This is a genomic window from Sphingobacterium faecium (genome assembly GCF_003054045.1).
In the GTDB taxonomy this organism is placed as follows: Bacteria; Bacteroidota; Bacteroidia; order Sphingobacteriales; family Sphingobacteriaceae; genus Sphingobacterium; species Sphingobacterium faecium.
The window spans coordinates 164,599-183,282 of sequence record NZ_QBKH01000001.1 but is presented as its reverse complement, the minus strand read 5'-3'; the positions used below and the strand labels follow the sequence as shown (position 1 = coordinate 183,282).

The following is an 18,684-nucleotide window of genomic DNA, read 5'->3' as shown; positions in this document are numbered from 1 at the left end:
TGAGAAAAAAAGTACATGCAACAAAATCATCTCATCAATAGTCCAGTCGATCTACGAAATTTATCAATCCCATCTCTAGAGCAAGTTTGTGAAGATTTACGAGCTTTCCTTATCGATCATGTTTCAGAAAATGGTGGGCATTTTAGTTCTAGTCTAGGAGTTGTCGAAATCACCGTTGCGTTACACTATATATTTAATACACCTGTAGATAAGTTGATCTGGGACGTTGGACATCAGGCCTATCCTCATAAATTACTTACTGGAAGAAGAAAAAAATTTTATAGCAATAGAATGTTAGGAGGTATCAGCGGTTTTCCAAACATAGATGAAAGCGAATTTGATGCATTCGGAACAGGACATTCCTCTACTTCTATTTCAGCAATCCTTGGGATGGCTATCGCTGCAAGATACCGAGGAGAAAACAATCGTCAACATATCGCCGTTATTGGAGATGGTGCAATGACTGCAGGATTAGCCTTTGAAGCGATGAATAATGCTGGTTATGAGCAACCCAATATGCTTATAATATTAAACGACAATAATATGTCCATTGATAACAATACCGGAGCACTACAAAACTACCTCACAGATTTAACGAGCGAAAAGCATTATAACAATTTAAGGTTATACCTAAAAACTCTCCTTTCAGCAGCAAATCCATCTCAAAAATGGGCTATTAGCACCATTCGAAAATTAGAAAAATCGATTAAAACTGGAGCAATGCGTTATAGCAATCTATTTGAAACATTAGGTATTCGTTATTTTGGACCTGTTGATGGACATGATCTAAAAAAACTGATTAACTCATTTGAACGGCTCAAAAATATAACTGGTCCGAAATTATTGCACTGTATTACAGTCAAAGGAAAGGGGTTTGCACCTGCAATGAATGACCAATCTAAATGGCATGCACCTGGCGCTTTCGACAAATATACAGGAGCAAAAATAAATAAAAGCAGTACTAAAGGCCCTAATACAACCTATCAGGAAGTATTTGGTGATACGTTAATCGCACTTGCAAAAGATAATCCGCGTATCATGGCGATCACGCCGGCTATGCTTTCGGGTAGTGCATTAAATAAAATGAAAATCGAAATGCCTGAGCGTGTTTTTGACGTTGGTATCAGCGAACAGCATGCTGTCACTTTTTCGGCAGGACTTGCTGCTGACAACATGCTGCCATTTTGTACCATATACTCCACATTTCTACAACGCGCATACGATCAGATTATCCATGATGTCGCCTTACAAAACCTACCTGTCATCTTCTGTATAGACCGAGCAGGAGTAGTTGGTGCAGATGGGCCGACACATCATGGTGCATTCGACATTTGTTTTCTTCGTTGTATACCAAACATAACAGGAGCGTCACCCATGGATCTTGAAGATTTCAGAAATCTACTATTTACAGCACAGTCTAATACGATAAAAGGACCTCTCGCTATTCGTTATCCAAAAAGTTCAGGATCTGGAAATCCAACAAGTAATTTTAAGAAGTTGGCAATCGGGAAAGGTAGAAGAATTAAGTCTGGAAAACATATTGCTATACTTTCACTTGGCCCCGTAGGTCAATATGTAATAGCAGCTTGTCAAGAATTGGTGTTAGAACAGATCGATATAGCGCATTACGACTTACGGTTTTTTAAACCTCTTGACGAGGATCTTCTTCATGAAGTATTCAGCCAATTTTCAACAGTAATTACTGTTGAAGACGGCTCTATATCCGGCGGTGTAGGATCCGCAATAATGGAATTTATGATAGAAAACTGCTATAATGTAACCTTAAAACGATTAGGTTTACCCGATAAATTTGCAATACAGGGTACGCAAGAACAACTTCATAGATTATATGGATATGATCACAAGGCTATTGTAAAACTTGTATCATCTCTTTACTCCACTACTATCCAAAACAGTAATAGTGATAGGGATAACTTAAAAACCAACCGCAAAGAAAGATAGAGCGTTGTTACAATTGTGTTTGGTGGATATTATTTAATAAGATTAAACCGATATGAACGGGTTTAATCTTATTCATTTCTTTCACAATTCTTATGCAGGGTAATATTAGATATATAAACTCTATATACATACGATTGTGAAAAACAGATTATTAAAATGTATGTTTTAACTAAAATCTAATTTATGCGAAGCAAATCACAATCAAAAAGAAACTCTTTTTTTAAAAATAATCCACACGAGTGATATAGATATCACTTGGATAATAAAAAACGATATGGACTAGTAATAAGAAGAATTTAAGTTACAATTTGATTTTTCAGCTTCTTCAATAATTTTAATATCTGTTAGCATCAAGGGAGCATTTCTTTTGATACATACATCTTGTTCAAAATGGACAGCAGGTTTTCCATCATTTGTTCGGATCGTCCATCCATCTTCTGCCCTATGATTGTCATGTGTACCCAAATTGACCATAGGTTCGATAGCAATCACTAAATTTTCTTTCAAGACCTTGCCTTTGCCACGCTGGCCGTAATTAGGAATATCTGGACCTTCGTGCAAGTCACGCCCTAAACCGTGACCTACCAATTCCCTGACTATTCCATATCCATATGGAGCAATATGCGATTCGATCGCATAGCCAATATCTCCCACTCGATTTCCATGCACAGCTTGTTCAATACCCTTTAACAAGGATTCCTTAGTAATTTTCACCAATTGCATTACGTCCTGATTTACTTCTCCAAGGATAAAAGTATACGCTTGATCACCATGAAATCCATTTTTATACGCCCCTGCATCAACAGAAACAATATCTCCTTCTTTTAAAATTTGATGATTTGGCATACCATGCACAATAGCATCATTTACAGAAGTGCAGATATGGTATGGAAACCCACCGAATTGATAAAAAGAAGGTAATGCTCCATGATCCCGTATAAATTCATTGGCAAATTTATCGATCTCAACAGTTGTTATACCAGGTTTAATCATAGTTGCTATGGCTGCTAATGTTTCACTAGTCAATCTGGTACTAATGGTCATTAATGCTATTTCTTCTTCTGTTTTATAGGTGATAGGGTTCATTTTAAATATTTCTTTAATTTTTCCGTAATGTCAGTGGTCTTAAAATATGGAACGATTTTCTTTAATATGGAGATAAGCTACATACCATACTTCAAATTGCATAACCAATTGATTTTGAAATCATTTTAAACAAAAATACGGTAATATTTTATAGTCAAAAAGTAAAAATTGGACAATTATTTTGTATTAATATTGACAAATATTTAAGTAATTTTGTAAAACTATGCCCATCAATTTTTTAGGAAATATTAAATTATCAGAGTCTCTTAATCCCGAATTATTAGACACTTTAAGCATGTCCGATTTGTTTTTTAAATCTGAACATATCCTTGGGGCTTATGTATTTTCATGTATAGATATACAACCAAGTCAACCCTTATTTAATGATGGAAATCCTTGTTTAATTTTTCTACCAAAAAAAACTGATGTTGTTCACCTTAAAAATGCCGAAGAGCTTATTAAGCTGAATGCAGCGTGGGTGTGCTGTGGTATTATACAGAATACGCATTGGCAATTACCAGCCGATTTATCCCATATGATTGTAATACGTTTTAAACCGGCTTCTTTTTATAAAATTTTTGATATAGAGCCCCATTTTTTTCTAAAAAAACCTTTCTGTAGTTTTAGTGATATCATGAACAAAAACTGGACAGAAATTCTCAATCAATTATATCAAAAAGAAACAGTTGCTGAGCAAATGCAACTATTAAAATTCATCTTTAGCACCTACAAAATAGCAGAAAATCATCCTTATCTCTTACAATCTGCATTAGAAAAAATTGATAACAAAAAAGGTAATATTACAGTATCAGATTTAATTCTTGAACTTGGGGATAAAGTAAACCGGAAATGGTTGCAAAGGAGTTTTATTAAGTATTTAGGAATTTCACCTAAAAAATATATTTCTTTACAACGATTTATATTTATGTACAGTAAGTGTCAAAACAATAAGTCACAGGATGTATTATCACATACTTTTACTTCTGGATACTATGACTACAATCATTTTCTTAAAGAATTCAAACAAATTATAGGTGTCTCTCCGACAAAGTATAATTGGAAATAAGAAAATAAACAACCGAGAAAAGTCACGAACTGCCATGAAATATTCTAACTTAGTAAATCGTGACTGATTACTACTAATTTAAAGATTAATATATAATGGAGATTGCCACTTTAGAAAATTGTACAATTGCAGATATAGCAGATGTTTTAAATGCATCATTTTCAGATTATATAGTGCCCTTACACCTTAATATCGAGCAATTAGAGTATAAAATTGTTACCGAGAATATACACTTGGACTTATCAGTTGGAGTTTTTTCATCTGGTCAGTTAGTTGGTTTTATGCTTCATGCATTAAATATTGTTGATGGAAAATTATCAGCTTATAATGCTGCGACGGGTATTATTCCAGCATTTCGCAGTCGGGGTTTAGTCGGTAAAATGTACCATTATTTATTACCAAAATTGAAAACACTTGCAGTAGAACAGATGCTTTTGGAAGTAATAATAGGTAACAATGCCGCGATACGAGCGTATGAAAAAATAGGTTATCAAGTTAATAGAACATTAGATTGTTTTAAAGGATCTGTGGAAACGGCTAAAAAATCCTGTACATCTACAATTAGAGAATTACAGGATTTTGAATGGGATCAACTTGTTTGTTTTTGGACAATAAAACCTTCTTGGCAAAATGCTATAACAACTTTAGAAAAAGCTAGACCACATCTCACGATATTAGGTGCTTTTATAGACGAAAAATTAATTGGTTATCTCATCTATAATGCTAACTCAAAAAAAATACAACAAATCGCAATCTCTTCAGTACATAGACGGAAAGGTATAGCTACACAACTTGTACAGACGATGACTCAGCAGATCAATTCTAAAGAAATATATGTATTAAACGTAGATCATATCTCTTTAGAAGCCATATCATTTTTTAAACAACTAGGACTTGTCAATTATTTAGCTCAGTTTGAGATGAAAAAACTTCTTTAAAGATTTAAAGTAAGATTGCATAAAAAACAGGTAAACATTAGCTCAAATTTTGAAGCTGATGTAAAATATTTTCTACAATTATTTTAGCATCCTCATTTACGCCATACACTAACCCTGATTTTTTCTTCCTTAGCCAAGGAAAACCTATACAATAAAGCCCTTCTATCATCATTTTACCTTCGAGGTGTTTAGGTTTTCCAATTTTATCAAGCAAAGAACTGTTCAAATAACTAAAATCATATCCAAATCCTGTAGCCCAAAGTACTGTGGTTATTGCAAAGTCATTGAAATTAATCACTTTAAGATCTGACACTGATCGATAAGCATGATCAGGAACATCTGAAGGATCTTCATCAGTATTTGAGACAGCGATCTCAGGATATTTCTTAAGATATTGATCAACATTTTTCTTAATCGCATCTGAAGTCTCATCTGCATAGCGAATATGCTCTTTACAGTTATCTTCAAAATATAAATTTTCATGATCAGCACCTTTTAATCCTCCTAGAATAGTCACCCCCATCTGATGCAAAGATTGATAACTTATGGTATGTCCTAACAAGCCCACACCAGAAACCTGAGGTTGTGTAGCATCCAAATTTGGGTTATTTGCTAATTCTATGGTCGATATATCCATTGTTCCTAACTGATCCATCCACTCCATAATATCTTTACCTCTGTAACGACGAGGAGCTCTAGCCACCTTGCTACCAGCCAAATATACTTTTCTATTGCCCAAGATTAACTCTTGAGCTAGTTGGCAGCCAGATTGCCCTCCCCCAATAATCAGTACATTTCCTTCCGGTAGCTCCATAGGATTTTTATAATTGGCTGCATGGACTTGCAAAATATGGTTTGGAATCAAGTCTGATAAATTTGGGAATAAAATCTTATTCATAATACCTGATGCAACAACTATTGTTTTTGTCAAGATATTATGTTGCATTCCTTCCTCATCGATCGTTATCATAAAAATTTCGGATACTTTTTCAACAGCAACTACTTTATGCTTTTCTAAAACCGGTAAATCAAATTGTAAAACATACGTTTTCAAATAATCTACAAATTCGTCTTTGGCCATAAAATGATGCCTTTTTTGCGAATGAATCTCCCTACCTGGTAGCATATTCATCCAATTTGGTGTATTCATCTTAAAAGAATCCCAACGCTGTTTTTCCCACGAAGAACCAATACGATCTTGTTCTAAGACAACATGTATGATTTTATGCTGTTTTAAGTAAAAACTAGTTGCAAGTCCAGCCTGTCCAGCACCAATAATTATAACATCAAATATTTCCATTTTTTAATTATCTATAAAATTCAATTTTTATTTTATACTTGCATACCATAGGAAAATTTGCATTTTCGAGGATCAATTCATAGATCCGAGTGAGCCATTGCAAACAAATTTTGAAATATTCTGAGTTGTAATTCCGATACTATCATTTCCTATAGTGTTATAAATATCTTTTGTCAAAATATTACTATCCGCTAAAACCGATTTGCTGAAGTATGCTTAATGCAACATATACATTCAGGAAAATTTCAGGTGTCTGTTTCACTAACTATTGACATATTCTGCTTTTAATACTTATGTAGACTTAAGAAAAATATTTATCCTTATTAATTAGTTTTGAATATGAACATCTCGCTTCTCAAACACTTATTGTTTAGCTTTGTACAAAGGTTATAATTCCATATGTAGCGATGATAACGCCATCGTGATTAAAAGTAACGTAACAATGCAAAATCAGGAAAAGACAATTATTCACCGGCATAATTTACAAAGTGAAAACTTTGCACATTATTCAGAAAAAGAAAATCAGGTCGAAACAAAATCAGGAGGAGTATTTCTATTTCATGAAACCATTTTTGATTCGTTACAGTTTATACAATGCGGTTATTCTTTAAACCATAATGAACAGATTCATATTGATATAGAAAAGGAAGTCTTAGAGATGCATTTTAGAATCAGTGGAGCAAGCTGTATTCAACGCTCAGGAAAACCGATAGATTTAACACATGGAAACAATATGCTTACTTATCAAAAAGATAATAAACAAGAGATCTTGATGTGTCCGGTAAAAGATGGTAGTTTTTTTGAAATCAGAATCGGTATATCCCATTTTGAAAAATTGATGTATGAGTTTACGAAGCATACCCCTAATTTGTACCGAGGAGATGCGATGGCCATTACCCCGACAATGTACGGTATTCTTGCGCAAATAGTAAATAATCCATATAGCACAAAGATGAAAGCATTATTCTTGGAAGCAAAAATGACCGAACTTTTTCTATTGCAAATGCAACAAAATATAGATCATAAACACCATACCTCTTTTTCATATGGACAGAGAGATCGAGATCGTATATATGAAACAAAGGAGATCATAGAGCAACATATCAATGAATTTTTAACCATTTCAAAATTGGCTCAACTTAGTGGCATGAACAGAAGGAAGCTTATGCAGGGCTTTAAAGAGCTCTTTGGAACTACTATTCATGTTTACATTACCGAAATGAAAATGGAAGAGGCCAGACGTCTCTTATTAGAAGAAGATAAATATGTCAATGAAGTGGCTGATTATATCGGTTATAAAAATCCGCAACATTTTATCTCAGCATTTAAAAAGAAATTTGGCGTTTCTCCTGGGAAATTAAAAAATCGTTTTGATTCAGCATCGAGTTCAATGTGATTATGATGATAGCTTTGAGCGAGATATATAAAAGGTTTATGTAAAGAAGAAAAATCAATTAGTGATACACTCTTAACCAAAGAAGATTCATATTGTCATAAACTACAATCTGAAAAGCCAAAAATTTGATCTGAAATTATTAACCAAAGTATTTAAATTATAAAATTTTACTTTGGAAAGGTAATTATCTCTATGCTTCTATTGATCTACCTGCTGATATTAAATCAATAATAAAAAGCTTCATCTCTGAATAAGAGATGAAGCTAAAAGCAATCATTAAAATCGTATAATTTCCAATTTAGATTTGAGCTATTTCAATATTTTAAAAGTTTTACCTTGTTTCTTTACTTTGAAAAATGCGAATACACTTAATAAGGAAATCGTCATAAAAAGCATATCAATGAAGAAAATATCATAAGACTTTGCCTGTAGCGTATTCCATAGCCACAACTTTGTCGTTAGACCATTTGCAATTGGAACGCCTAGACTTAAAATAGCTGATAACACGAGCGTATGCTTATTTACCTTGGTCAGATTTCGTAAAATCAATAAATAGATAGTCATGACTAGCCAACTGTAGAAATAAAGATTGTAGATCAAACTTTGGTTAATAGTTGGAGAGAATTTTAACATAATCAGCGTAAATGCAGTGACTGGAAGCATACTTAGCGAAATCGATACGAATAAATTTGCTGCCCAGAAATTAAACTTTCTTTTATAACTTGGAATATTGGGTTTTTCCCTAGCAACTAACCAAATCATAATACCTGAAATAATCACAACACAGCCCAATAGGCCCAGTACAAAATAAACGATACGAAGCGTACGACCGCCATAATCACCAAAATGCAAGTGATAAACCAAACTTTTCACCCAATCCACATAAGTCGCATCCGTTTTAGGAGATTTGACTTCTAATTGCTTTCCATCAAGAACTTGCATTCTAACATAACCAGACCCCGCAAAATTGGCATTAGACTTTGGTTTTGTTTCCAATGCAATCTGCATACTTTTATCTCCATAATTACGTATATAGAGTCTAGAAATATCTGATTCAGGCCACTCTTTCATCCAGTTGTTGACAAACGCATTTACATCAAAAGACTGGGACAAGGGTTGATAACTATAGGTTACTTCCATTTTACGATTATACTGCAAATCTTGGTATAATTCTTCCTGATCACCATTATAAAGTAATTTACTAAAAGGGCCAATAAGAGCAAAATTGACAATAAGAATAATTCCTGTAATAGCAAATACGAGTTGAAATGGAAACCCTATGACTCCAAGCACGGTATGCATATCAGTCCACACAGTTTTCCACTTACTCCAAGGTCTAAATAGAAAGAAATTGTTTTTGATTTTATCCCAATGCAAAAATACCCCGGTAATCAAAGCAAATAAAAATAAAAATGAAACAATCCCAGCAATTAGATATCCAAAAGGTGTTCCCAATCGAATTGGAATTTGATTAAGTTGTGCCAAGAAATGTAATCGATACAAGAATTCACCAATATTATAACCTTCCTCATACGAACTTTGAGATTTATCAGCAAATGAGTGTAGAAAATATGCTGAATCTTCGTTTTTCAAACCTCTGCCGCGACGTCCTTTAGATTTTTCACTTTTTACTTGTGGCTTACTAATGGTTGTATCTTGAGAGACACTCATATTGACATAAGTTTCTTGTCCACTTCTCAATACGTAGAAGTCAAAATTTCTACCAAGCAAATGATGTTTAGTGCCCATCGAGTCCAGCACATAATTAAAATCGGCCTGAGATTGTACATGGCTATGAGATTTGCCCTTTTGCCATGCGGTTAAATCATCTTTAAAAAATGAAAATGAACCTGCAAAAAATATGACAAAAAGCAATGCAGCAATGATAATACCACTGATCGTGTGTGTATGAAAATAAATATTGTATTTTCTCTGATCCATAATGTTAATGATTGATTAGGTAAGGCAAAGAAAACAGCAAAGTAAGACCGATGTACGTGAGGACTAAACGAAGCAACTTAGGCTCTAAAAACGCCCAAAACAATAAAAATGCCCAAAGCAAATATCCAGTAAAAAAAGCTGTAGCAATCACATTCTCTTTGGGGAAAAATTCGGTAAGCAAAACGTGAAAACTGAGCATGACCGTATAACCACCAATGGTTCCCAATAAAATTCTACAAAGCCTTATCCATGGAGATTTTGTTAAATATTTCTTATTAGCAGGCATATATTAATGAATAAGGATTTCAATTAGAAATGAACATAAATAGAGACCTAAAACAGTTCGAATTCCGAAATAAGAAAATGGAAAGAATAATACAATTAGGCATCCCATGCACATCAAAATAACAATAAAGGCAAATAACCCACAGGCCATTCCTACAGTATAAATTGATATAATTACAGCCAATGAAAACAATGCTGTTGCCATTAAGCGCGACTGCTTTTCACGCACAGACATATAGGTCAAAAGTTTAGATTTATCTTTCCAAGCAATGCGTTTGGAGGTATTCATCCATAACATAAAAGCTAAAAATAAAATAAAGCAAACAGTACTCATCATGATTTTATAAAATAAATAATATTGAAAAAATAGAATAGGCATATTAGCGTTTTCATAAGCTCCACCATAACATACAAGATTTAAATCTCTATTGCTGTAGCGCAATTATCACATCATCTGTTCTAACTTACTTCACTTGAAAACTTGCGGTTAGTCCTTGCCAATTTTTAGTGTAAGATTTATTATTCCAAGTTCCTGACTGATCAGCCATGTGACTATGTTCGATCACATAAGTACCTGGCCAAATAACCTCCACTTGAATCTTACCTAGATTATTTGTTTTGTAAGTTTTACTCCAACCACTTGGGGACATCAATAAAATTTCTTCATTTTCTACTGGGTTATTTCCACGTAACAATTGAATTTCTACTTGATCTTTTACTTTCAATAATTGATTAGCAAATACGAAGTGGGTGTCCAAAGGAATTGAAGAATAGGCTGCAGTTTTGCCTACCTGAATACGGTTCTGTGCAATAAATTCATAACGTGTAGTTCCTCCTAATTCTTTTGCAGGATGAGAAATGAAAACCTGATAAATCCCATCCTCAACAGGAATAAAACTACTTTCCAGATACGCTCCTTTATCCGTCAAATGCAATTCAACTTGCTTATTTTTTGAATCTAACAAATTCAATTTCAATTGACTTAAATCCGAATACCAATCCTTCGTTTTTTCAATTTCTCCACTTGCATATTCTCCATAATAAATACGGATGGTATGCGATTGATTCTTGGTACCTACGGGATTACTTTCGATCCATATCGCATGTGCCTGTACGATTTGATTACTGACAAATAGCATCATGACTATGATTAATAAGTGTTTTATGTATTTCATTCTTATTTAGATTAATTAAATATAGTGAACAAATATACAAACAATACCAAAATATACAAACCAATTTTGATATTTCTACACCATTAATTTTTCATGAATTTATCTTGAGTTATCAATAAGAAATCGGATTAAAGTTTTATATATCGTAATGAAATAATTACTAATTTCTTTAAATATTAAAGATAAATTCATCATATTAACATGTTAAAGCATAATCTATAGCAATAATGAACGATTACCTTATAAACTTTCTTTTATTTTTTTTAAAGAAGAACAGTTGAGATCAATCTAATAGATTTTGAAGAACGCCCTTATGAATGAGATGTGCTATGCCCCTCTGGTTTGTCCTAAAATTATTAAAATGAAGAGGATTTTGATATTTTGAATTTCAAGTGGGAAAATTTGAATGACTCTAAACGAGTCTAAAAAGGAAGAATTGTCAACAAAATAAATAAGCTAAAACAATTTCGGAATTGTTGCCCGATCATTGTTTTAGCTTTACTCAGATTCTAAGATCCTTTTTCAGATCATATAACTAGTTTTATTTTTTCTGAATCCTATCCGCTAAGATTTTCATATAAAATCCCCCTACTACACTCCGAGCTTTGAAGTTTTCACGAATACCTGTATTGGAATCATAAAAATCATTGAGTGGAACCCGTGATTCGGTTTCAATAGCATGCCTATAAACAGGTTGTATCAAAGCATCAAATTGTTCACGTTTAGGCGCAAAAACTGATGTCCATAGAATCCAATCATTTTTTGTATAAGCTTTTCTACTATCTAACGGTATTCCAAATTTATTTTGTTTAGTTAAATAGTATTTTATTTCAGTATCATATACTTGCTGTGGAAACAGGTTTAATCCCAACACTTTATCCCAAACTAAATTATATTTTTGACTCCAAGTATTCTTATTATCAAAAGTAAGCGCATAATGGTCTCCAGCATCCGCAAGATCAATCCATTTGACAACCATATTTTCGGCGATATTGCGATATTTTTTAGCGGTCTCAATTTCTCCTAATACTTCAGCCATTTGTGCATAACAGGCAATACCTACGATAGCTTTTACAGAAAGGTTAGCATTGCGAGCAAGATGCCCAGCAAAGTCATCTGTACATAATTGGGTTTTGGGATCAAATCCTTCCTGAACAAGATAATTAACCCAAGTTGTCAGCGTTTTCCAATGCTTTTTAGCATAACTACCATCTTGTTGCACTTTAGTAATAGCCGCTGTCAAAATAATCATATTGCCAGATTCTTCTACTGGCATGGGCTCTCCATAAGTTTGACCATTGGCCAAAGGATAGGTCCCTAAGTCATGGGCAGCCCAAGGATGCGGATATAGACCACTTTCGCTGAAGTAGAAAATACCATTCAACATGCCCTTCAACAATTCGGGATTATAGATTAAATAAAGCGGAGCTGATGGATAAGTGACATCCACAGTATTAATGAAACCACCGCTATTATTTTCTTTTGAAAGCCATAAAAGTTCATTTGTTGGACTTTTAACAAGTGTATGAGCTGCGATACTTTGACGATAAGCTAGGATACTAAGATGTGCATAGGCCTTTCCCCCGGATTTAATGGCATCTGCATAAACTTGTTTGTCAAACGCAGCACATTTGTCCATCACAGATTGATAATCTACAGCAGCTTTATTGAGCTGATCCTCTATCGTTTCTTTACCTGAATTATTCCACCAAGGTCTCAAATTATTTTTAAAATATTGGATAGCATATATTTCATCATAGCCCAACTCAACAAAACGATTTACTTCGGTATTGCCCACGCTACCAAAGGGTATGATCGTATTCAAAGCTAGTGAAGTTCCATTTGATACGGTTGAAACTTTAGATCCTCTTCTGAAAGCATCAACTGCAGCACCAACAGGAGTGACAAATTGAACTGCACCTGTTTTTTTTAATGCAGCTACATAGAAATATCCCCAATCGATTCGCATATCATCCGCACCCTTTTGTAAAACAGGTTGTTCTAAAGTACCTGTTTTCAATATTGATAAGTGGTCTGTACTATAATTTTGAGCACTTACTTCCTGCGATGGTTTATATACAGCAATATTTGATGAAGCACTTAGAAGCACATCTACAGCGTGCGATTTACCATCGTTAGCCCTTACACTGTAAGTAATGTACGATACTGGTCTAGACAATAATGTCAGGTCATCCATAAGCAAAGGTGATGTAAAAGTAAGCTTAAGATTAACCTTTCCTGCTATAAAGTTATAGATGGTTTGAGTTGCAGTAATCTCCACATCTTTTTGTACCGCTATCTGCACATTTGGTCCGCTTTCTTTCAACTTATCTACCAAACCGAAATCAAGAAACCGTCCACCTGCAGTATTTGATACATGAATAGCAAGCACATTTTGTCCTTTTTTCAAATCAGCTTTTCTAATTGACTGATATTGAAAACTATTGGTCCATCCGTTTTTTTCATATACCTTTTTCCCATTCAAAAATACTTCGATATTGTCATCATGATTTATTTTTAAGTAGAGATCATTGATACTGGAAGGATCAGTAATATTAAATGTACGTCTTACCCAAATATCATCTGTCTTCCAAAGCGTCTTCACATGTTTTTCATCATCACCAATCGCTGCCATTCCCGACTTCCAATGACTAGTATTGTAGTCCGATAATATCCAATCTTCACTAGGTTTAACTTCTGTGTACTGCACGTCATAAGGCTTGGTATCAGACGCATTTAGTATCGTTTTATAATTTGGTTCTTCCTTTCCTAAAAAACGATAGATTTGACCATCTACATTGATTAATCCTAATAGTGAATGATCGGCATCAGTCCAATGTTTAGTCGTTGATTCATGCAGATTATCAGTAGTTGACCATATACTAAAATTCGGGTTGTGCGTAATTAGAGGATATGCAGGCGCTTTTCTATGTTGCCCCTGTACTTGACATATGGTCAAAAAAAAGGTCAAAAAACACCAAATATTCATTTTTTTTAATTCGTTCATCACAGTAATTAGGTTTATTAAAAAGGATTAAAACATATTATTAAATTCAAATAAGCCAATACCTCAAGAAAATAAGTTATTCAAGGAGTATTATGATTCTAAAAAGTATAGCTTAATTTTATTAGTCAAATAACGCTTTAAAAATTTTAAATCAATCGCTACTTCGTATCAATATATGCTCAAATTTTATCATTTTGGATATGCTCCGATTACTTGTCCTGAGCAAATATGATGTATCGTGTATATTTCCAACATACTGCATTTTAGAAATAAATGAAATGCCTTTGTCTTAAGAGATCACAAAATAATGATAAAAAAGAAAGCTGCCCCTCCTATTGAGTAGACAGCTTTCCTAATCTTTTACATAGTATATTTATTAATGAAGATGCTTGCTAAAGAATCCCATCATGGCCTTATAAAATTCAATTTGGTTCTCCTCTTTACCAAATCCATGACCTTCATCATATTTAACCATATAAGGTACATCTACTCCTTTATCACGCAATGCTTTTACAATCTGATCAGCCTCGGCAATTTTGACACGTGGATCATTTGCTCCCTGAACTACAAATAATGGTGATTTGATCGCATCAATATGGAAAATTGGAGAAACTTCTTTTGCTATAGCTGCTTCATCTTCTTTATCTAGATCATACCAAATCTCATACAACATTTCTTTATACGGTTTCCAATATTCCGGAATAGAGCTCATCAACGTAAAAATATTAGAAACTCCGACATAATCTACGCCCGCTTTATATAGATTAGGTGTTTTAGCTAGTCCACGTAATACGGCATATCCTCCATGACTTGCGCCATAGATCGCAACATTGCTTTTGTCAGCCCACCCTTGATCGATGACATATTGTATTCCATCTTCTACATCATCCATCGCTTTACGTCCAATTTGTTTAAAACCAGCACGAAGAAAATCCTTTCCATAACCACCAGAAATACGGAAATTGACTTGAAGCGTAGCGTATCCACGACTTGCGAAAAGCTGAGTTTCGGGATTGAATCCCCAACTATCGCGTATACCTTGTGGTCCTCCATGAGGATTGACAATCAAAGGTACTCGCTTGCCGTCAAGGGCTTCTTTTGGCAAAGTAATGTATCCATGTAGTGTTAAACCATCTCGGGATTTAAAAGAGATTGGACGCATCACCGCCATATCCTCCTCTTTCAATTGCGGCATCAAATCAACCAATAATGTTGCTTTTCCGCTCTTAGTGTCGTAATGGTAATAGCGTCCATATAATTTATCACTTTGAACAATTACAAGTAATTGATCTTCTTGATCTGTTTTTCCAGAGATGGAAAACTCATAACCTTTAAACTGATTATCTAAGTTATTATATATTTTTTTGAATGTTTCGCTGATGGGTTTGATTATAACTTTTTCACCTTCATAACCGACGAAGTCAATCTCCCAATTTCGTTTTCTCGATAACGAAATTAGATTCGCGTCGTACTCTTCATTGGAATAAATTTCCTTGATTATTTTCTTATTCTTAAGATCGTACAAAACAATTCTTGATTTATCAGAATCCAAATTGGTCAATACATAAGCTTCATCAAGATTTTTTGAAGCATAATTGAATGAGACAACATTGAATGTTTCATCCCACTTGGTCGTATGAAACAATTCAAAACTTGTAGCTCCTTGTGGTCTATAGAAATATTGGGTATTGATACCATTGAGCATTTTGCTATATCCACGAAGGTTACCATCTTTATCAAAATCATATCCGACAATGGCATTTGCAGGGTCTTCGTTTGTAAATAGTTTTTCTAAAGCTCCTGTATTAATATTTACTTTGTAAGGCTCAAATACTTGCTTATTATCTTTATTCATCTGGATAATAATATAGTCTTTTTGCTCTTTTAGCATATTCAAGATAGAAGCTTGCACATTCTCAAAAGGAGTCAGATCTATATTATTGCTTCCATCAATATTAATCGCATATAGGTGGTAGTTCTCATTACCACCTTGATCCATGACATAGACCAAACGATCGTCATTGATCCATCCCATACCACGAATTAGTTCATCTTTCTCTTCGATCGCACGAATTATTTTGCCAGTTTTGACTTCCTTAACCATCACGTGGCGTTTATTCTTGTCATCCTTTTCACGATAAGAAATGTACTTACCATTTGGTGACAATTGAAAAGATGAAAGTTTAGGTTTAGCAAAATAATCCGCGACCTGATACTTATGATTACCCTTATCTAAGGCTATAAGTTCTGCTAATTGTGTTTTAGTGGACACGAGTGTGGTATCACCAGGCTTAGTAATCATCGTTTTAGCTAAAACCAAAGGTAGTTTAACACCAGCTTGACTATACGTGCCAGTGATTTTACTATTCTCCAATGTTCCTTCATATTTGATTCCAGCCTGCTCGATATTCAAAGCCAGCTGATTGTTTTCAAAAGTTACTGAAGTTAACGGAATACCTACAGCTCCCTGAAGAGGAACATCCATAGTACCTTGAACCGCTCCATTAGTCTCTGTTAAATGAAAAATAATAGCGACAGCGGTTCCTTGATAGTCTAAAGTGCCTGTCCAATCACCTTTAATTTGTGCATTTGTATTTGACATACTCAAAATTATTAATACAATTGTATAAAAAATCTGCTTCATAATTCATTAAGTTATTTTATTGTTAGTCGCCTGTTTTTACGTTATGTTACAACTTATTTTAAAAATATCTAAATTAAGCTGCAACAGCTACCTATAGCGTTTAGATGTTCATTGTATTGTTAAAGATTAAATAAAACCATAAAAATGGTAAAAAACATCTTAAATGCTAAAAATAGACACTTTAATATAGACATAATTATAAAAATTCATTACTATATTGGCAATCGAAATGTAATAATAGATGATTTGAACAATTATTTCAGTTGAAAATCTTCAATAATTAAAATTAACAATGATTTAATAAAAAGAAACAGATACAATTCAATATAAACAATCAAAAAAGAAATATTATTCGATTATAAAAAAGGAACTATCAAAAAACTACTATTCTAAAATTAATTACAGAATAATAGTTTTTTGATAGTTCAAATAACAATTAAATTTCTACAGGCATTTGAGTACTGATTGCAATCCGGTTCCAGCTATTAATGATCACTATTGTCATGATGATCTGTGCAATTACTTCTTCGGAAAAATACAACTTAGCTTGATTATAAGTTTTCGTCGTTAAGCCATTTTTACTGATTAAGGTTATTTCCTCAGTTATAGCAAGCAGGACTTTTTCTTCATCAGTAAAAAGATCTGTTTCATTCCATGCATTAAGTAAAAAGATACGTTGGGCAGTTTCACCGTTTTTTATAGCATCTTTGGTATGCATATCAATACAAAAAGCACATCCATTAATTTGTGAAGCTCTAGTTTTAATGAGTGCCATCTGTAATTTCGTTAAATCAGTATGAGTCAAATAATTTGATAAACCATACATTGCTTTCCATGCTGCAGGTTGTACCTCCTGAATTTTAATTCGAGTTTCCATTTTTTCGATTATTTAAATTGTGATCAATGATGATAACATCAAAATTCAGAATTTCATCTTCTAAAAAACTTAAGCTGGTTTAAGAAAGTAATTACGGCCTAACTTTACTATTCTTTTTCCGTAATTCACTCAAATATTCAGGCGTAAAACCTAAAAATGAAGCTAACAATTTTTGAGGCACACGTTGTATAAAATCAGGATATTTAGAACAAAACAAATAATAAAAGTCCTCTTTTGATGATCTGGCGTATTTCATACGATAAAGTGAAGCAGAATAGGCTCTTTCATAAATCATTCTAAAATATTTCTCTAGGCTTGGATGATCGGTAAGCAAAAGATCAAAATCAATTTTACGAATCCCTATTAAAGTCGTTTTTTCAATCGCTTGAATAGAAAATATGGACTTTTCTCTCTTATTAAAAGCATCAATATCTGTCATCCACCAATTTTCCAAAGCAAATTGTACTGTCTGTTCCACCCCTTTCTCATCAAAATAGAACATCCGTAAGCATCCTTTTACTACAAAGTAAAGGTGAGTACACATTTCTCCCTCATTTAAAACTAGTTTTCTTTTAGGTGCGGTTATGATGTAAAATGAATTACAAATATGGGATATCTGATCATCATTTAATTCAATAAATTTCTTTATATGGTTTAATAATAATTCCATTCTATGGTAAAAATTATAAAAATAATCATAATTCTATAATTAAAATACCATTCATCATGTAACCAGCTTGATTTTTATACAGCAAGACTAGTTTATTTTATTAATCCACAATATATATAAAAAAATAAGTATAGAAAGATACGAGGGCTACAAGATGGTATGTAAAGGTCTGACAAACCACTTCAAAAAAATATAAAATATAATAAACTACTCGTATTAAAGTCTTTGAAAAAATTATTTTATCGCATGTTGCGATTGGATGATTACTAGTATTATTTTACTATACTGAACAGTTCGTTGTGTAATACATTTTCTTGTAGTCAACGAAAATCTTTAA

14 protein-coding genes are annotated in these 18,684 nt (G+C 33.3%); 4 read left to right on the top strand and 10 right to left on the bottom strand.

What is annotated here, in order from left to right:
* Positions 1 to 15: 15 nt before the first annotated feature.
* Complete coding sequence (gene dxs, locus C8N37_RS00785; RefSeq protein WP_108157109.1) at positions 16 to 1,962, top strand: 1-deoxy-D-xylulose-5-phosphate synthase; 1,947 nt, start codon at positions 16 to 18, stop codon at positions 1,960 to 1,962.
* A gap of 279 nt (positions 1,963 to 2,241) precedes the next feature.
* Here the strand turns inward: dxs and map are convergent, their stop codons facing one another.
* Entirely contained in the window at positions 2,242 to 3,048 is an 807-nt protein-coding gene (gene map, locus C8N37_RS00780) for a type I methionyl aminopeptidase (RefSeq protein ID WP_108157108.1), read from the bottom strand.
* 223 nt (positions 3,049 to 3,271) lie between these two features.
* Between map and C8N37_RS00775 the strand changes: the two genes are divergently transcribed.
* Both C8N37_RS00775 and C8N37_RS00770 read left to right on the top strand, forming a co-directional pair.
* Positions 3,272 to 4,114: a helix-turn-helix domain-containing protein gene (locus C8N37_RS00775; protein WP_108157107.1), complete on the top strand. Its 843-nt coding sequence runs from the start codon at positions 3,272 to 3,274 to the stop codon at positions 4,112 to 4,114.
* Between the two features lie 95 nt (positions 4,115 to 4,209).
* A complete protein-coding gene (locus C8N37_RS00770; protein WP_108157106.1) occupies positions 4,210 to 5,052 on the top strand; it encodes a GNAT family N-acetyltransferase in 843 nt (280 codons plus the stop codon).
* A 37-nt stretch (positions 5,053 to 5,089) separates the two neighbouring features.
* On the opposite strand, the gene C8N37_RS00765 is transcribed toward C8N37_RS00770, so the two are convergent.
* On the bottom strand, positions 5,090 to 6,352 hold the full coding sequence (locus tag C8N37_RS00765; RefSeq protein WP_108157105.1) for an NAD(P)-binding domain-containing protein: 1,263 nt from the start codon (positions 6,350 to 6,352) through the stop codon (positions 5,090 to 5,092).
* Between the two features lie 442 nt (positions 6,353 to 6,794).
* Here C8N37_RS00765 and C8N37_RS00760 point away from each other — a divergent pair, with 442 nt between their 5' ends.
* Positions 6,795 to 7,748, top strand: coding sequence for a helix-turn-helix transcriptional regulator (locus tag C8N37_RS00760; RefSeq protein ID WP_108157104.1), 954 nt, complete (start codon positions 6,795 to 6,797; stop codon positions 7,746 to 7,748).
* Positions 7,749 to 8,057: 309 nt separating this feature from the next.
* Here C8N37_RS00760 and C8N37_RS00755 read toward each other — a convergent pair whose 3' ends face one another.
* The 8 genes from C8N37_RS00755 to C8N37_RS00720 all read right to left on the bottom strand — a co-directional run bounded on the left by C8N37_RS00755 (position 8,058) and on the right by C8N37_RS00720 (position 18,347).
* Positions 8,058 to 9,689 carry a PepSY-associated TM helix domain-containing protein gene (locus tag C8N37_RS00755; protein WP_108157103.1) on the bottom strand — a complete coding sequence of 544 codons (1,632 nt, stop codon included), beginning with the start codon at positions 9,687 to 9,689 and terminating at the stop codon, positions 8,058 to 8,060.
* A 4-nt stretch (positions 9,690 to 9,693) separates the two neighbouring features.
* A complete protein-coding gene (locus tag C8N37_RS00750; protein ID WP_108157102.1) occupies positions 9,694 to 9,975 on the bottom strand; it encodes a hypothetical protein in 282 nt (93 codons plus the stop codon).
* 3 nt (positions 9,976 to 9,978) lie between these two features.
* Complete coding sequence (locus C8N37_RS00745) at positions 9,979 to 10,311, bottom strand: hypothetical protein (protein ID WP_146170963.1); 333 nt, start codon at positions 10,309 to 10,311, stop codon at positions 9,979 to 9,981.
* Positions 10,312 to 10,438: 127 nt separating this feature from the next.
* Entirely contained in the window at positions 10,439 to 11,149 is a 711-nt protein-coding gene (locus C8N37_RS00740) for a hypothetical protein (RefSeq protein ID WP_108157100.1), read from the bottom strand.
* Between the two features lie 541 nt (positions 11,150 to 11,690).
* Positions 11,691 to 14,138 carry a glutaminase family protein gene (locus tag C8N37_RS00735; protein WP_244914303.1) on the bottom strand — a complete coding sequence of 816 codons (2,448 nt, stop codon included), beginning with the start codon at positions 14,136 to 14,138 and terminating at the stop codon, positions 11,691 to 11,693.
* Between the two features lie 394 nt (positions 14,139 to 14,532).
* Positions 14,533 to 16,758, bottom strand: coding sequence for an alpha/beta hydrolase family protein (locus tag C8N37_RS00730; RefSeq protein WP_108157098.1), 2,226 nt, complete (start codon positions 16,756 to 16,758; stop codon positions 14,533 to 14,535).
* Positions 16,759 to 17,236: 478 nt separating this feature from the next.
* Positions 17,237 to 17,677, bottom strand: coding sequence for a carboxymuconolactone decarboxylase family protein (locus C8N37_RS00725; protein ID WP_108157097.1), 441 nt, complete (start codon positions 17,675 to 17,677; stop codon positions 17,237 to 17,239).
* 91 nt (positions 17,678 to 17,768) lie between these two features.
* Complete coding sequence (locus C8N37_RS00720) at positions 17,769 to 18,347, bottom strand: Crp/Fnr family transcriptional regulator (protein ID WP_108157096.1); 579 nt, start codon at positions 18,345 to 18,347, stop codon at positions 17,769 to 17,771.
* Between the last annotated feature and the right edge of the window lie 337 nt (positions 18,348 to 18,684).

Coding starts and splice junctions, on each gene's coding strand:
- dxs (WP_108157109.1), top strand. CDS start 16: ATGCAACAAAATCATCTCATCAATAGTCCAGTCGATCTACGAAATTTA.
- map (WP_108157108.1), bottom strand. CDS start 3,048: ATGAACCCTATCACCTATAAAACAGAAGAAGAAATAGCATTAATGACC.
- C8N37_RS00775 (WP_108157107.1), top strand. CDS start 3,272: ATGCCCATCAATTTTTTAGGAAATATTAAATTATCAGAGTCTCTTAAT.
- C8N37_RS00770 (WP_108157106.1), top strand. CDS start 4,210: ATGGAGATTGCCACTTTAGAAAATTGTACAATTGCAGATATAGCAGAT.
- C8N37_RS00765 (WP_108157105.1), bottom strand. CDS start 6,352: ATGGAAATATTTGATGTTATAATTATTGGTGCTGGACAGGCTGGACTT.
- C8N37_RS00760 (WP_108157104.1), top strand. CDS start 6,795: ATGCAAAATCAGGAAAAGACAATTATTCACCGGCATAATTTACAAAGT.
- C8N37_RS00755 (WP_108157103.1), bottom strand. CDS start 9,689: ATGGATCAGAGAAAATACAATATTTATTTTCATACACACACGATCAGT.
- C8N37_RS00750 (WP_108157102.1), bottom strand. CDS start 9,975: ATGCCTGCTAATAAGAAATATTTAACAAAATCTCCATGGATAAGGCTT.
- C8N37_RS00745 (WP_146170963.1), bottom strand. CDS start 10,311: ATGATGAGTACTGTTTGCTTTATTTTATTTTTAGCTTTTATGTTATGG.
- C8N37_RS00740 (WP_108157100.1), bottom strand. CDS start 11,149: ATGAAATACATAAAACACTTATTAATCATAGTCATGATGCTATTTGTC.
- C8N37_RS00735 (WP_244914303.1), bottom strand. CDS start 14,138: ATGAATATTTGGTGTTTTTTGACCTTTTTTTTGACCATATGTCAAGTA.
- C8N37_RS00730 (WP_108157098.1), bottom strand. CDS start 16,758: ATGTCAAATACAAATGCACAAATTAAAGGTGATTGGACAGGCACTTTA.
- C8N37_RS00725 (WP_108157097.1), bottom strand. CDS start 17,677: ATGGAAACTCGAATTAAAATTCAGGAGGTACAACCTGCAGCATGGAAA.
- C8N37_RS00720 (WP_108157096.1), bottom strand. CDS start 18,347: ATGGAATTATTATTAAACCATATAAAGAAATTTATTGAATTAAATGAT.